Raw genomic sequence first — 14,843 nt, forward strand, 5'->3', positions numbered from 1 at the left:
TGGGAGGGGATTTGTGGCTGGCTGGAGCATCGCAGACGTGACGGTTGAGCGGATCGAGGAGTTTTCCTCGCCCGGCTTCCCGCCGCAGATGCAGTTTCCCGACTACACCCCGGCGATCTTCGACCGTCACCCCGAATTGCGGCAGATCGACCGGATCGACCCCGAGACCGGCAACACGTTCGCGTCCATCCATGCCTGGCTGGTTCGGGCGCACGGCGAGATCATTCTGGTCGACACGGCCAGCGGCAACGCCAAGAGCCGCACCGATCCGAAGTTTGCCCGTTTTCATATGCTCGACACCGATTTCATCGGCCGGCTTGCCGATGCCGGCGTGAAGCCCGAGGACGTCACCTGCGTGATCAACACGCACATGCATGTCGATCACTCGGGCTGGAACACCCGGTTCGAAGACGGGCGCTGGGTTCCGACGTTTCCCAACGCAACCTACGTTTTCGGAGCCGCCGAATACCGCAATTGGCAGCCGGGCGGCGTCACCGCGACCGCTCAGCCCGAGGGCGTTCCCGTCATCGAGGACAGCATCGAGCCGGTCGTCGACGCCGGCCTTGTCCGCTGGGTCGGCGATGGCGACGAACTGCTGCCCGGATTCACGTTTCACGCCGCTCCCGGCCATACCAGCGGCCAGCTTGTCCTGCGGGTGCATTCCGGCGGCCAATCCGGCTGGTTCACAGGCGACGTCATGCATCGCGCCATGCAGGTGTTCGAGCCGGATCTGAACTGTTTTCTGTGCGAGGACAACGATCAGGCGCCGCTCACGCGTGCCCGCCTCCTCGAGGTTCTGGCGTCCGAAGACGCTCTGATCTTTCCCGCTCATTTCGACCGGCCGCATGCCGGCCGCATCGCCCATCGAGGCGATGGCGGCTTCCGTTTCGAGCCGGTTTCGCCGTCCGACAAGAAGGGCCCAATCCAATGAACGAACATGTCGATATCGCCGGCGGGCGCCATCCGGGCGTCGCGGCGCTGCAGGACGCTCTGGGCGGCAAGGTCAGGGCCGATGACCAGACGAGGGACTTCTATGCCAATGACGTCTTCTGGCAGCCCGGCATTCGGCCGCTGGCCATCGTGTTTCCGTCATCGGCCGGCGATGCAGCGGCCGCTGTCCGCATCGCGGCCGACAATGGCATCGCCGTCGTGCCCCGCGGTGGCGGCATGTCCTACAACAAGGGTTACCTGCCTGCCGTCGAAGACGCCATCGTCATCGATGCCTGCGATCTCGACAGCGTCATTGAGGTCAACACCGATGACCTCTACGTCACGGTGGAGGCCGGATGCACCTGGGCCGGCCTCGACAAGGCCTTGGAGGGAACCGGTCTGCGTACCGGCTATTGGGGACCGTTGTCCGGCATCAACGCGACGGTCGGCGGCGCCCTGTCACAGAACAGCGCCTTTTTCGGCTCCACGCTCAACGCCACCGTCGCCGAATCGGTGATCGGCCTGTCGGTCGTCTTGCCCGACGGCACGTTGGTGACCACCGGCTCGGGCGGCCGCCGGGACACCAAGCCGTTCACCCGTGAGGGCGGCCCGGACCTGACCGGCCTTTTCCTGGGCGATACCGGCGCGCTGGGTTTCAAGACCGCGGCGACCCTGCGTCTTTGGCCGAAGCCGCAAGCGGTCGGTTTTCTGTCGTTCGGCTTCCGGTCGATGGCGGACATGGCCGGCGCACAGGTGGCCATGGCCCGCGAGCGGCTGGTTTCGGAGGGGTTTGGCATCGACAGGACCAAGGCGTCCCATTCGGCCAGCGTCAACCGCATCTCGGACGGCTTGAAGGTGCTCGGCAACGTCGCCAAGACCGGCAAGACGCTGATGGGCGGCATCAAGGATGCCGCGGCGGTGGCCGCCGGAGGCACGTCGTTTCTCAAGAAGCATGAATTCACGCTGCATCTGGTGCTCGAGGCACGCAACGACGACGAACTCGCAGTCTCCATGGCGCGCGCGCGCGAAATATGCGCCGACGCCGGCACCGAGCTCGACCCGTCCGTGCCGCGCGTCATGCGGTCCAAGCCGTTCGGTCCGGTGCGCGGCATGCTCGGCTTGAACGGCGAGCGCTGGGTGCCGATCCACGCGGTCTTCCCGATGGGTGACTGGCGGAAAGTCGTTGAGGCCAACGACGCCTTCTTCGCCGAAAGGAAGCCGTTCATGGACGAGCACGGCATCGTCTATTCGGTGATGAGCCTGACCGTGGGCAACGAGTTTTTCATCGAGCCTGCCTTCTACTGGCATGACGAGATCACCCCGTTGCACGTCCAGAGCGTCGGCGAGGACATCACCAGGCCCTGGCTGGATCGTCCGGCAAATCCGGCCGCGCGCCAGGCCGTTGCCGAACTGCGGGACGCCACCCAGCAGCTCTACATCAGCCTGGGCGGTGTGAACTGGCAGGTCGCCCGCGATTATCCGTTCCGCTCGGTGCTGAACCCGCCGACATGGGATTTGCTGTCGGCGATCAAGCGGTCGGTCGACCCGAACGGCATCATGAACCCGGGCTCGCTGGGCCTGGCCGATCCGTCGCAATCAAACTGAACAACCGGCTGCGTTGGGAGAGCGGAAGTGGGCTTGACGATCACTGAAAAGATACTGGCACGCGCCGCGGGTCTGGAGAGCGTGCGCGCGGGCGACGAGATCATGGCCAAGCCCGACTTCGTGCTGGCCTATGACTTCCCCGGCTACACCGACGTCTATTTCCAGCAGATGAAGGAAGAGTTCGGCATCGACAAGGTCGCCGAGCCGGAGCGCTACGGGATCTTCATCGACCACATGGTCCCGGTCGCGACGCCCAAGGAAGAAGAACTGCACAAGGGCACGCGCCAATGGTGCGCCGACAATGGCGTCGCGCTCTATGAACGAAAGGGTATCGGCCACCAGGTCGCCGCCGAGGTCGGCTATGCGACCCCCGGCGCCTTCGTCGTCCATTTTGACGGCCATATCAGCCAGCTCGGAACGTTCGGCACGCTGGCGATCGGCATGCGGCGCAATGTCCTTGAGGCCTTCGTGCGTGAAAAGGTGTCGATCAAGGTTCCCGAGACGGTGCGCGTCAACCTGCATGGCACGCTGAGGCCCGGCGTCATGGCGCGCGATGTGTTCCACCACATCGTGCGCGTCCTGGGACCCTCCTCATGCCGGTTTCAGGTGCTCGAACTCGGCGGCGACGGGCTCGACGGGCTGACAACCGAAGGCATTCAGTCGATCACCTGTCTGGCCATGTTCACCGGCGCGCTGACCGCGATCGTCAACCCCGAGGGCGAGCGGCTCGACTACGCGCTGGAACGCGCCAAGAAGCAGCTTGAGCCCGTTCGCAGCGATCCCGATGCGCATTACTCCGCTGTCCACGAGATCGAACTCGGTGATCTGGAGCCGATTATCGTTGTGCCGCCGACGCCGGCCAACACGCGCAACCTGTCGGAATTTGTCGGGCTGGACGTCCAGTCCGGCTATCTGGGCTCGTGTGCATCCGGTCGCCTCGAAGACATCGAGGTCGCGGCGAAGATCCTCAAGGGCCGTCAGGTTCGCCAGGGGTTCATGCTGCACGTCATTCCCACCAGCCACGAGATCATGGCCGAAGCCGGACGCCGCGGTTACATCTCGACGCTCGCCGAAGCCGGCGCCTACGTCTCAACGTCAAGCTGCGACTTCTGCTACGGCAGGATCGCCACCATGACCGAAGGGCAGCGCGCCGTCTCGACGGGGACGCTGAACGTCAAGGGCCGCATGGGCAGCCCCGATTCCGAAATCTATCTGTGCAACGCCGCCACCGTCGCCGCCTCGGCGATCGAGGGGCGCATTGCCGACCCGCGCAAGTACATGTGAGGCGACCATGGCGTTGAGGAACCTGCATGGCCGCGTTGCCTTCGTCTTCGACGAGGACGATTTCGATGTCGATCAGATCGTCGGCGTCAAGAACATCAAGATCCAGGATCTGGACGAACTCGCCGCGCTCGCCATGACGTCCTACGACCCGGACTTCGCCGCCCGGGTCCGGCCAGGCGATCTGATCGTCGGCGGTCACAATTTCGGTTACGGCCATCCGCACTATCCGCCGATGAAGGCGCTGCGGCATCTGGGGATCGCCGGCGTGATCGCGGAATCGTTTTCGCCCGGCTACTGGCGTGGCGAGATATCGATGGGATTTCCCCAGGTCGGTTGCCCCGGCATCCGCTCATTCGTCGACCGCTGGGACGAGATTGAAGTCGACTGGCGCGCCGTGCGCATTCGCAACATCACCCAGGGCACCGAAACCGGGTTCGAGCCGCTTGCGCACGCCGACGTCGCCATGCTCGAGGCCGGCGGACTGCTTGGATACCTCAAGCGAGAGGCGGAGGAAAACGCGTCATGAACGTCATCAATACGCCAGGCGCGGCACCAACGGATTGGGCCGACCGGGTCAGATCGCAAAAGACGGTTTGGGCGGCCGGCGCATACGACGCCATGTCAGCGCGCCTCATCGAGGAAGCCGGCTTCGATGCCGTGATGACATCGGGCTTCGGTATTTCGGCTTCTTTCCTCGGCGAACCGGATGCCGAACTCTACACGATGACGGAGAACCTGACCGTCGTGCGCAATGTCGCCGGCGCGATCAATGTGCCGCTTGTTGCCGATATCGACACCGGCTACGGCAACGCCATCAACGTCATGCGCACCGTTCGCGAGTTTGAGGCCGCCGGCGCAAGCGCGGTCATTCTGGAGGATCAGCTCGCGCCCAAGCGCTGTCCGATCTGCGTGGGCGGTGTCGAGGTGATTTCCAGCGAGGAGGCCGAGGCCAAGATCGCCGCCGCCGCAGCCGCGCGGCGCAACCCCGATACGCTGATCGTCGCGCGTACCGACGTCGTCGACCCTGCCGAGGCGATCGCCCGCGGCAAGGCCTATGTGGCAGCCGGCGCCGACATCATTCAGCCAATCTCGAAATGTTTCAGCTCGATCGACGGGCTGCGGGCCATGCGTGAAGGCTGCGGCGTACCCTTGTCGTTGCAGCTTCTTGGCTGGCTGGAAAAGGACCTGTCGCCAGACGAGGTCGCCGAGGTTGCGGGACTTGCCACATTTCCGCTGGTGCCGCTGATGACCGCCGCCAAGGCGTTGCGCGAGAACCTCGAAGTGCTTGCCCGTGACAGAAGCGCCGCCGCGCTGCCCCGCCCGGTCGTTGCGCACAATGATTTCATCGATTTCATCGGCTTTCCGCAGATCGAGGAACTGCAGATGAAGTATCTCAAAGACAGACCATAACCACTTGATTTACAAGGGAGGAAACCCATGAGACTCCAATCGATCCTTGCCGCCACGACGGCCGCATTCATCGCCGCCGGAACGATGGCCGTTCATGCCCAGGAGGAGCCAGTCCGCATTGCCGCAATCGCGCCGTTGTCGGGGCCGGGCGCGTTCGACGGCCAACTCGCCGTCGAGGGCATGGAAGCCATGGTCGCCATCGTCAACGAAAATGGCGGTGTGCTGGATGGACGGATGCTCGAACTTGTCACCTATGATGACAAGGGAAGCCCCGAAGAAGGCGTCAGCGCGGCCAAGCGCGCCATCGAACAGGACGATGTCGATGTCATCGTCGGGGGATGGTTCTCGTCGGTGGCCCTGACGATGAAGGAGGTCACGCGGGATCGTATTCTGACCATCATGACCACATCCCAGCATCCCGACACGACGCGCGAAGGTCATGACTGGCTGTTTCGTCTCAATGCGACATCGACCATGATGTCCGGCGCCTATTCGCAATTCATCTGCGACCGGATGGACCTGGAGAGCATCGCCTTCATCACCATCAATGACGACTATGGCCGTCTTGAAGTCGAGAACTATGAAAAGCTGCTCAGCGAATGCGGCATCGAGGTGCTCGGCAATGAGTACTACAACAAGGACGACGCCGATTTCACCACCGCGCTGACCAAGTTGCGTGCCGCCAATCCCGATGCGATCTACGTATCGGCGATCAATACGGCGCAGGGCGCGACCATCTACCGGCAGATCCGCCAGGTCGGCTATCGCGGCACGACCATTGCGTCCGCCGGCAACATGAACCCCAAGCTGGTCGAGCTTTCGGGCCCGGCACTGGAGGGCGTGTACTCGGTTTCGCTGTTTGCCCCCGACAGCCAGGATCCCGAGCTTCTCGCATGGGTCGCCAAGTATGACGAGATGTTCGACAACGAACCCTCCTTCATCGGCTCGATCGGCGCCCAATCGATCGAAGTGCTCGCCGAAGCGATCGATGCGGCCGGGACGGTCCGCGACTATGGCGAACTGGCCGAGACGATCCGCAGCAACGAATGGGACACGCTTTTGGGCAACGTCACATTCGATGATATCGGCCAGGCAGAGCAGAACATCTACCTGATCCAGATTCAGGACGGCAAGATCGCCTCGGTGAACTGACGTTCCTCCCGGCGGGTCCGCGGCATCGCCGCGGGCCCGCATCCATCCATTTGCCGCAGACGGCCATAACCAACAGGAAGATCGGTAACGCCCATGGAGATGGAGCTTGTCCTTCTCACGCAGCAGATCATGAACGGGCTGGTCAACGGGATGACATATGTCCTCATCGCGACCGGCCTGACCCTGGTCTTCGGCGTTTTGCACATCATCAATTTCGCGCATGGCGAGTTCTACATGCTCGGCGCCTTCTTCACCTTCTTTGCCGCAAAGCTTTTGGGTCTCGACTACATATCGGCCGGCATCGTCGCCACGCTGGGTGTGGCGGTGCTCGGCATACTGGCGAACCGCTTCTTCTTCTGGCCGTTGCGCAAGGAGCATGAATTCACTGTCCTGCTCTCGAGCCTTGGCCTTGCGCTTCTGCTGACCAATGGCGGCGAACTGATCTTCGGCGCCGATCCGAAATATGTCGCAAGCCCGTTCGCGGACGGCATCGTTCCCCTGGGGCCGGTGATTGTCACCCAGCAACGCATGCTCATCTTCGCCGTCGGCGCGCTCGTTCTGGTGCTGCTCTACCTGTTCATCCAGAAAACCCGCATGGGCAAGATGATGCGCGCCACGGCGCAAAATCCGGAAGGCGCGGCGCTGACCGGCGTCGACATCCGGCGTGTCTACACCGTCACCTTCATGGTCGCCTGCGGACTGGCCGCCCTTGCCGGAGCACTCGTTGGACCCACGGCGATGATCTTTCCCACGGTTGGCACCTGGGCCGTTCTCAAAGGGTTCATCGTCGTCGTCCTGGGCGGTCTTGGCAGCATACCAGGCGCCCTGATCGGCGGGCTGATCCTCGGCGTCGTCGAGGCGCTGGCCGGCGGTTACATCTCGATGGGCTTCGCGCAGGCGATCGGCTTTTCCATCATCATCGTTGTGCTGCTCTGGCGGCCCAACGGCCTGTTCGGCGCCGCGCGGAGGGCCTGACCATGATGGCGCGTTTTCTTCCCATCCTCGCCGTGGCGGCGGCGCTCGTTCTGCCGCTGGCCACGTCCAACACCTATTTCCACCATCTGCTGGTTCTGTGGATGCTGTATTCGCTGCTGGCGCTCAGCCTCAACATCATCGTCGGCTATATCGGCGAACTGAGCTTCGGCCATGCCGCCTTCTTCGGAATCGGCGCCTATACGGCCGCCATTCTGGGGATGAACTTCGGTTTCCCCGGCTTTCCGGGCCTGCTGATGGCCGGCATCGTCGCCGGCGCGTTCGGCTTCGTCATCGGCTATGTCGCGTTGCGCATCGAGGGCCCGCAATTCGTCATTCTCACGCTCGGGTTCGGCTCGATCATCTTCACGACGACCAACTACTGGGTCGACCTGACGCGCGGCCCGATGGGGATCTCCAACATCGCGCCGCTGGGCGTCGGCGCGGGTTTCGAGCTGTCCTCGGCGCTCGACTATTACTATCTTTCGCTGCTGCTCGTGGTGGCCTTTGCCTACGCATGCCATGCGCTCATGCTGAGCCGCACAGGCAGGGCCTTCATCGCCGTACGCGAGAATGCCCAGCTTGCCGCTTCGCTGGGCGTCGATGTCTTCCGCACCAAGCTGCTGGCATTTGTCGTCGCCACCGCCGTTGCCGGCGTTGCCGGCGCGATCTTCGCCCACTACCTGACGGTCATCACGCCGGAAGTGATGAGTCTGAACTACATGGTCGCGATCCTGATCATGGTGATCGTTGGCGGGCGCGGCACCATCGCCGGGCCCATCCTCGGCGCACTCATCTATGTGGGGCTGCTGGAACTCCTGCGCGCGACGGGTGCATTGCGGATGGTCATTTTCGCAGCGCTGCTGACGGTTTCGGTGATCTTCCTTCCCGGCGGGCTTGTCAGTCTGTGGCGCCGCTTTGCGGACAGGTCCACCGTGCGGACAGCACGCCAGGCACAGGTGGAGGCGGGCGAATGACGATCCTTTCTGTCAACACGCTGACCAAGAAGTTCGGTGGCTTGACCGCCGTTTCCGATGTCGATTTCGAGGTCCAGCCGGGCGAAATCCTGGGCATAATCGGTCCCAATGGGGCCGGCAAGACGACCCTGTTCAACATGCTGGCCGGCTCGATGCAGCCCACATCCGGAACCGTCCACCTCAAGGGGCAGAACATCACCGGAATGCGCGCCGACCGGATTGCCAGGCTGGGCGTCGCACGAACGTTCCAGATCACCAGCCTTTTTCCGGCGCTGTCGGCCCATGACAATGTCCGGGCCGCGACCTATCGCACCAAGAAGACCGGCTGGATGGCGTCGATCTTCAGGACCGCCACCTATCGCGCCGAGGAAGCCGATGTCGACCGGGACGCGATGGCGGCGTTGCACTTCTGCGATCTGGCCGGCCACGCGGACGACAACGCCGAATCGCTGTCCTATGGCGATCAACGCCGGCTGGAAATCGCCATCGCCCTGGCCGCCAAACCGGCCCTTCTTCTGCTGGACGAGCCGGCCGCCGGCATGAACCCCGAGGAGGGACAGCGGCTGGTGAACATGATCCGCAAGATCCGCGACAATGGAACGTCTGTCCTGCTCGTTGAGCATCACATGCGCGTCGTCATGGGCGTCTGCGACCGTGTGGTCGTGCTCGATCATGGTGAGAAGATTGCCGAAGGCACGCCCGCCGCGGTGGTCGACAATCCGGACGTGATCCGCGTCTATCTGGGACGGGAGGCGGTCAGTGCTTGAACTGCGCGACATCAATGTGAGCTATGGCCGCAGGGCGGTCATCCACGATCTCTGCATTACGGTTCCCGATGGCAAAGTGGTCACGCTGGTTGGCTCGAACGGTGCCGGCAAGACGACCGTCCTGAAAACCATATCCGGGCTTGTCCGGCCGACGTCGGGCACGATCATGTTCGATGGCAAGCCCATCGAACGCATGGAGCCGCACGACATCATCTCGACAGGTGTTGTTCAGATTCCCGAAGGGCGACTGCTGTTCAAGGACATGAGCGTGGCCGAGCATATCGAGCTGGGCGGCATCCGTGCCCACAGCGGCGGCCGCACCGAGGCCGAGCGTCTTGCCTGGGTCTACGAGCTTTTTCCGATCCTTCGGGAACGCTGCGAGCAGAAGGCGGGTACGCTGTCGGGCGGCCAGCAGCAGATGCTTGCGATCGCGCGCGGCATCATGGCCAATCCGCGCTGCCTGATGCTCGACGAGCCCTCGCTCGGTCTCGCGCCGATCATGGTCGATCAATTGGCCGATGCGATCCGGGCACTCAACCAGAACGGCATCACCATTTTGTTGGTCGAACAGCGCGTGGACCTGGCGCTCCGCCTTGCCGACCGCGGATATGTTCTCGAAACCGGCCGGATCGTGATCGAGGACGCGGCGGACAGCCTGCTCGAGAACCCGCGCGTCAAGGAGGCCTACCTTGGCGCGTGAGCCCGGTCTCCGGCCGCATTACGTGACGACATCGCGCGGCCAGATAAGGCTTTGGCTCAACGGCGAGGGGCCCAATCTTGTCGTATTGCCCGGCTTGGTCCGGTCGGCGCAATCGGTCGCCAAAACCCTTGCTCACTGCATTCCGGGCTGGCGCGTGATTGCCGTCGAGATGCCCGGCACCGGCTATTCGTCCGGCGTTGCGCCGCGAACCGTCGAGGACATGGCCGAAAGCGTGGCGGAGGCGTTGGCCTGGCTCGGCGACGAACCCTGCGTCATCGCCGGCCATGATCTTGCCGCACCGGTCTGTGCCCGGCTGCTGAGCCTGGGACAGTTCGATGCGCGCGCCGGCTTCGCCATCGACCGTTGGTCGGCCAGCGGCTGGAAGCGGTCGGCCGTGATGCCGCCGGACCTGTCGCTGCGCGGTGACGGCACGCATCTGATCGCGCTTTGGTCCTTCATCCGGGACCGGCATTTGCTCGTGCCGGACAATCCGTCATTGCCTGCCGCCGACGGCGGACCGGTTCCCGCCGTCGAGGAACTGTCCGACGCGTTCATCGGCGCAGCCCAGCGTCCAGAAGGTTATGCGGCGGCGTGGGCCATGTGTGCCGATGCGGTCGAGGAGGCGGACAACCTTGCCGATGTTCGCGACGCGGCCGGCCTTGCCGGAGCGTTGGAAGCACTGCAGCTGCCAGCCGGCGTGGCGCTCCCGCCGCCGGCCGAGGCGTTGCCGGCACCGTCCATCTGGTATGACTATGTCGAGACGGCGCGCGGCCGCATTCACCTGCGCCGGGCCGGAGCCGAAGGCGACCCGCTCCTGGTCATCCCCACCGGAGGCGGTTCATCGGCACAGTTCGCGCCTGTCATCGCCGGGCTTGCGGAAGGCCGGCGGGTTTTTGCCGTCGACTATCCCGGCAACGGGCTTTCAGCGCCGCCCGCCGGCGAGGTGAGCACGGCCACGCTTGCGCAAGACATGCTGTCCCTTCTCGATGCGATGGGGATCGACCAGGCGGACGTCTGGGGCTCGCATACCGGATCGCTGGTGGCACTCGAAATGGCGGTGATCGCGCCCGAAAGGGTCGGGCGCATCGTGATGGAAGGGCCGGTCTTCATCGCGCCCGATTTCCAGACCGACCTGTTGACGAACTATTTTCTCGATTTCACGCCGGACAAATGGGGGCAGCACCTGCTGGCCATCTGGAACTGGCGCCGCGACATGTTCATGTATTGGCCCTGGTACAATGTCGAGCGTTCCGCCGCCAGGAAGCTTGGTGTTCCGGCCGCCGGCGACTTGCATCTTTACGCGCTCGGCATTGTCGAAAGCGGTCCGACTTACGACCGGGCGTACCGGACTGCGTTCAGTTACGATACCCGTGCCAGACTGCCCCAACTCTCCCGCCCGGCTCTTGTCTGCGCCGGGCCGAACGACCAGCTCAAGAATGGATTGACCGAAGCGCGGCCGGTCGCGCCGGTTGGTCTGGTGAGCTACGCCGAGACGCCGACGACGGTCTGGTGGCCCGATCCGGATCCAGACGAGGCGCGACAGACGCTCGCCGTCTACGATCGGTTCCTTCGGGAAGGAGCAGCCGATGACATGGAGCCCGGCGCTTCCTGACCGCGCGTTGAGGGACAGGCAGACTGTTCTGAATGCCGGTTGACCCGCGCACCGAAAACCCATATCGCAGCAACGCGATAGGCGCGTTGGCCGGCCTCGTGGCGGAGTGGTTACGCAGAGGACTGCAAATCCTTGTACCCCGGTTCGATTCCGGGCGAGGCCTCCATCCCTTCCGTGCGCGGCGAACCGTGCCCCTGGGCCGGTGATCCGGCAGGCGGTTGGCGTTCACGCGCGCAATGCCTGAAACGGGACGATTGAGATGGGCCAGGATTTCACCGAACTGCGACGCGCGATGGTCGACAGCCAGGTCCGGCCGAGCGATGTGACCGACATTGCGATCATCGAGGCGATGCTGACCGTGCCGCGCGAGGCCTTCGTGCCGGCCCGTCAGCGCCCGTTCGCCTATATCGACGACGATATCGAGCTCAATGAGGGCGCCGACGTGCCGCGCTACATGATGGACCCGGCGCCGTTCGCCCGGCTCGTCCAGCTTGCCGATCCGCGGCCGTCGGACCTGGTCCTCGATGTCGGCTGCGGCCTTGGCTATTCATCGGCGATCCTGTCGCGCCTCAGCGGCGCGGTGATTGCGCTTGAAAGCGACGAGGCACTCGCCGCCCGGGCCACCGAAACGCTCGGCGACAACGGTTTTGACAGCGTTGCCGTCGTACCCGGCCCGCTCAATGAAGGGCTTGTCGGCGAGGGACCCTACGATGTGATCTTCATGGCCGGCGCGGTCGATTTCGTTCCTTCCGCGCTGCTCGACCAGCTCAAGCCGGGCGGCCGTCTGGTCGTCGTCGAAGGCCATGGTCCGACCGGCTTCGCGGTGCTGCACATTCGCGACGATGAGGGCGTCCTGTCGCATCGACGGGCTTTCAATGTCTCGGCCAAGCCCTTGCCGGGCTTTGCCAAGGAGCCCGAATTCGCCTTCTGAGCGATTGGGTGACGCGGGCGTTGCCGATCAGCAACAGGGCCCCCAAAAGCCGGAACGTTATATTTTGTTAACTTGCCGGGTCCCGGCCGACACTTCTAATTGGATGCCGAGTATTTATGTTCGCCAGAGCGGACGTGGGTGGGCCGAGCGCGAACAGGAGACGTTCATGCGTCGAGTTTGGATTACGGGTATGGTGGCGTTGTCCGTTTTGGCGGTGCCCGTGTCCGGTTGGGCGGCCGATACCATCCATGGCGCGCTCGCCAAGGCGTATGAGAACAATGCGCAGCTCAATTCGGCGCGTGCCGGCCTGAGGGCCACCGATGAGGGTGTTCCGCTGGCCAAGTCGGGCATGCGTCCCCGCGTCACGGGCACGTCCGGCATCGTCTATTCGTCGGATTCGCGCGGCGGACCGGCAACCGGTCGCGGCCAGTCGCAGGTCAGCTTCGGCATCGAGATCAATCAGGCGATCTTCGACGGCTTCCAGACCCGCAACAATGTCCAGGCGGCGGAAGCCGGCGTGCGCGCCGAGCGGCAGAACCTGCGCAACACAGAGCAGAACGTGCTGTTCGACACCGCCCAGGCCTATATGGATGTCGTCCAGAACCGCCAGATCGCGTCTCTCAGGGCCCGCAACCTGGAGTTCCTGCAGGAGCAGCTTCGCGCAGCCCGCGCGCGTTTCGAGGTGGGCGAGGGCACGCGCACCGATGTCGCCCAGGCCGAGGCGAGTCTTGCCGGCGCCCGCGCGCAATTGACCGCCGCGCGCGCAGCGGTCGGCTCCAGCGAAGCGGTTTATCGTCAGCTGACCGGGGTCAATCCCGGCGCGCTGTCGCCGGCCCAGCCGCTGTCGCGCCTGCTGCCGGGCTCGCTCGATGGCGCCTATTCGACCGCCTTTGCCCATCATCCGGCGATCAAGGTGCGCGATGCGCTGGTCGATTCCAGCCTCTTCAGCGTCAAGGCCGCCGAAGGCGCCTTCCTGCCGCAGATCGGTGTGAGCGCGTCTCTCTCGCAGGCCACGACTTCGACGAGCCGGGGCAGCACCTCCGGAACCGCCGCCTCGATCGGCGCGCAGCTCACCGTACCCATCTATCAGGGGGGGCAGGCGAGCGCGACCGTGCGTCAGCGCAAGGAACAGCTTGGACAGGCCCGGATCGACATCGACGTGGCGCGCGATCAGGTCCGCGCCGCGGTCGCCTCGGCCTGGACCCAGCTCGAGGCCTCGCGCGCCTCGCTCAGCGCCAACCAGGAATCGGTGCGCGCCTCGCAACTGGCGCTCAACGGCGTCATCGAAGAGCGCAATGTCGGCCAGCGCACGACGCTCGACGTGCTGAACGCCCAGGCGACCGTGCTCGACGCGCAGGTCGCGCAGATCCAGGCGCAGCGCAACCTCGTCGTGTCATCCTATGCGCTGGCGTCCGCCGTCGGCCGCCTGACCGCGTCCCGCCTCGGCCTGAACGTGCGCCAGCACGATCCCGAAGAGCATTACAACGCCGTCAAGGATCTCTGGTACGGCTTGCGCACCCCCGACGGCCGCTGATCGGCGGCTGCGCATTCCTGTGAATGCCGGCGCAATCGCGTGCCCCGGGATTCTCATTGCCGGGACGGTTGGCTAATGTCGGCCCAGTGATTCGCAAATGCGCAGCGGGACGATGAACGACATGGGCCAACCCAATCCCACCAACGACCAGCCTTCGATGGACGACATTCTCTCGTCGATCCGCCGGATCATCGAGCGCAGCGACACACAGGATGCCGCTCAACGGCCGGCACCGGACCCGGCGGCCTCGACGGCAGCTGTGCCGGACGCCGCCGCCGAAGTGCCGGACGAGGAGACGGGTGCCGGACGGCCGCCGATGAGCCGCTCGGATCTAGATGATTTTGCCGAGGCGCTGGACGCCCGTGCGCCCGGAACGTTCGACGGCCGCGAGAGCGTCGTCGATACGGCAGCCGGCGACGTCAACGTTACCCCGGCCAGAGCCAACGGCAAATATGAGGCGCGCTTCTCAGAAGATGACAGCCGCGCCTTCGCCGAGGTGGCAAGCGTGCTGTCGGCCACAGCCGGTGAATTGCGCTCGGCCGGCCAGCCCGGGCCGGCGGCGGCTCCGGTCATGGTCGAGGTGCAACCGGACGAACCGCCGGCGGCGGGTGTCGTCGATGCGCGCACCGAAAGCGTGGCGGACGCAAGGGCGCTCGAACCGCTGATTTCCAGCGAGGTCAGCCGATCGGTGGAAACCTCTTTCAGCGCGCTGTCGGAGACGCTCAAGGCCCAGGCTGGCCGCGATCTCGAAGCGATGACCGAACAGATGTTGCGTCCGATGCTGGCCGAATGGCTGGATGACAATCTGCCCTCGATGGTCGAGCGGCTGGTGCGCGCCGAAATCGAACGCATCGCGCGTGGCGACCCGCGCCAGGGCTGAGCCAGCCTCCCGCCGAGCGCTTTGTTGACAGGGCCGGGCGCATCCGGTTTACAGCGGCGGGGTTTTCCCCGGCGCCAACGGAACCTTTC

14 protein-coding genes and 1 tRNA gene are annotated in these 14,843 nt (G+C 64.6%); all 15 read left to right on the forward strand.

What is annotated here, in order from left to right:
• Positions 1-13: 13 nt before the first annotated feature.
• The 15 genes from ACOQOU_RS17075 (at position 14) to ACOQOU_RS17145 (ending at position 14,754) form a co-directional block, all read left to right on the forward strand.
• Positions 14-931 (forward strand): MBL fold metallo-hydrolase, encoded by a 918-nt coding sequence (locus tag ACOQOU_RS17075; RefSeq protein ID WP_306024806.1) that lies wholly within the window; start codon positions 14-16, stop codon positions 929-931.
• On the forward strand, positions 928-2,535 hold the full coding sequence (locus ACOQOU_RS17080) for an FAD-binding oxidoreductase (protein ID WP_306024807.1): 1,608 nt from the start codon (positions 928-930) through the stop codon (positions 2,533-2,535). The genes ACOQOU_RS17075 and ACOQOU_RS17080 overlap by 4 nt, the downstream gene beginning before the upstream one ends.
• Before the next feature lie 33 nt (positions 2,536-2,568).
• Complete coding sequence (locus ACOQOU_RS17085) at positions 2,569-3,819, forward strand: 3-isopropylmalate dehydratase large subunit (protein ID WP_306024808.1); 1,251 nt, start codon at positions 2,569-2,571, stop codon at positions 3,817-3,819.
• 7 nt (positions 3,820-3,826) lie between these two features.
• A complete protein-coding gene (locus ACOQOU_RS17090) occupies positions 3,827-4,345 on the forward strand; it encodes a 3-isopropylmalate dehydratase (protein WP_109766108.1) in 519 nt (172 codons plus the stop codon).
• Positions 4,342-5,229: an isocitrate lyase/PEP mutase family protein gene (locus ACOQOU_RS17095; protein ID WP_306024809.1), complete on the forward strand. Its 888-nt coding sequence runs from the start codon at positions 4,342-4,344 to the stop codon at positions 5,227-5,229. Before ACOQOU_RS17090 ends, ACOQOU_RS17095 begins: the two co-directional genes overlap by 4 nt.
• A gap of 27 nt (positions 5,230-5,256) precedes the next feature.
• A complete protein-coding gene (locus tag ACOQOU_RS17100) occupies positions 5,257-6,381 on the forward strand; it encodes an ABC transporter substrate-binding protein (protein ID WP_306024810.1) in 1,125 nt (374 codons plus the stop codon).
• A 93-nt stretch (positions 6,382-6,474) separates the two neighbouring features.
• Positions 6,475-7,356 carry a branched-chain amino acid ABC transporter permease gene (locus ACOQOU_RS17105; RefSeq protein WP_196780370.1) on the forward strand — a complete coding sequence of 294 codons (882 nt, stop codon included), beginning with the start codon at positions 6,475-6,477 and terminating at the stop codon, positions 7,354-7,356.
• 2 nt (positions 7,357-7,358) lie between these two features.
• Positions 7,359-8,330: a branched-chain amino acid ABC transporter permease gene (locus tag ACOQOU_RS17110; RefSeq protein ID WP_109766111.1), complete on the forward strand. Its 972-nt coding sequence runs from the start codon at positions 7,359-7,361 to the stop codon at positions 8,328-8,330.
• On the forward strand, positions 8,327-9,097 hold the full coding sequence (locus tag ACOQOU_RS17115) for an ABC transporter ATP-binding protein (protein ID WP_109766112.1): 771 nt from the start codon (positions 8,327-8,329) through the stop codon (positions 9,095-9,097). Before ACOQOU_RS17110 ends, ACOQOU_RS17115 begins: the two co-directional genes overlap by 4 nt.
• The gene (locus ACOQOU_RS17120) at positions 9,090-9,797 is read left to right on the forward strand and encodes an ABC transporter ATP-binding protein (protein WP_306024811.1); all 708 of its coding nucleotides are present in this window, start codon (positions 9,090-9,092) and stop codon (positions 9,795-9,797) included. The genes ACOQOU_RS17115 and ACOQOU_RS17120 overlap by 8 nt, the downstream gene beginning before the upstream one ends.
• On the forward strand, positions 9,787-11,409 hold the full coding sequence (locus ACOQOU_RS17125) for an alpha/beta hydrolase (protein WP_420578749.1): 1,623 nt from the start codon (positions 9,787-9,789) through the stop codon (positions 11,407-11,409). The genes ACOQOU_RS17120 and ACOQOU_RS17125 overlap by 11 nt, the downstream gene beginning before the upstream one ends.
• 92 nt (positions 11,410-11,501) lie before the next feature.
• A tRNA-Cys gene (locus tag ACOQOU_RS17130) sits at positions 11,502-11,575 on the forward strand.
• A 93-nt stretch (positions 11,576-11,668) separates the two neighbouring features.
• Positions 11,669-12,340, forward strand: coding sequence for a protein-L-isoaspartate O-methyltransferase family protein (locus tag ACOQOU_RS17135; RefSeq protein WP_109766115.1), 672 nt, complete (start codon positions 11,669-11,671; stop codon positions 12,338-12,340).
• Between the two features lie 166 nt (positions 12,341-12,506).
• Complete coding sequence (locus ACOQOU_RS17140) at positions 12,507-13,874, forward strand: TolC family outer membrane protein (protein ID WP_109766116.1); 1,368 nt, start codon at positions 12,507-12,509, stop codon at positions 13,872-13,874.
• A gap of 121 nt (positions 13,875-13,995) precedes the next feature.
• A complete protein-coding gene (locus ACOQOU_RS17145; protein ID WP_306024813.1) occupies positions 13,996-14,754 on the forward strand; it encodes a PopZ family protein in 759 nt (252 codons plus the stop codon).
• Positions 14,755-14,843: the final 89 nt, after the last annotated feature.

The organism is Oceaniradius stylonematis, from assembly GCF_965223445.1.
Taxonomy (GTDB): domain Bacteria; phylum Pseudomonadota; class Alphaproteobacteria; order Rhizobiales; family Rhizobiaceae; genus Roseitalea; species Roseitalea stylonematis.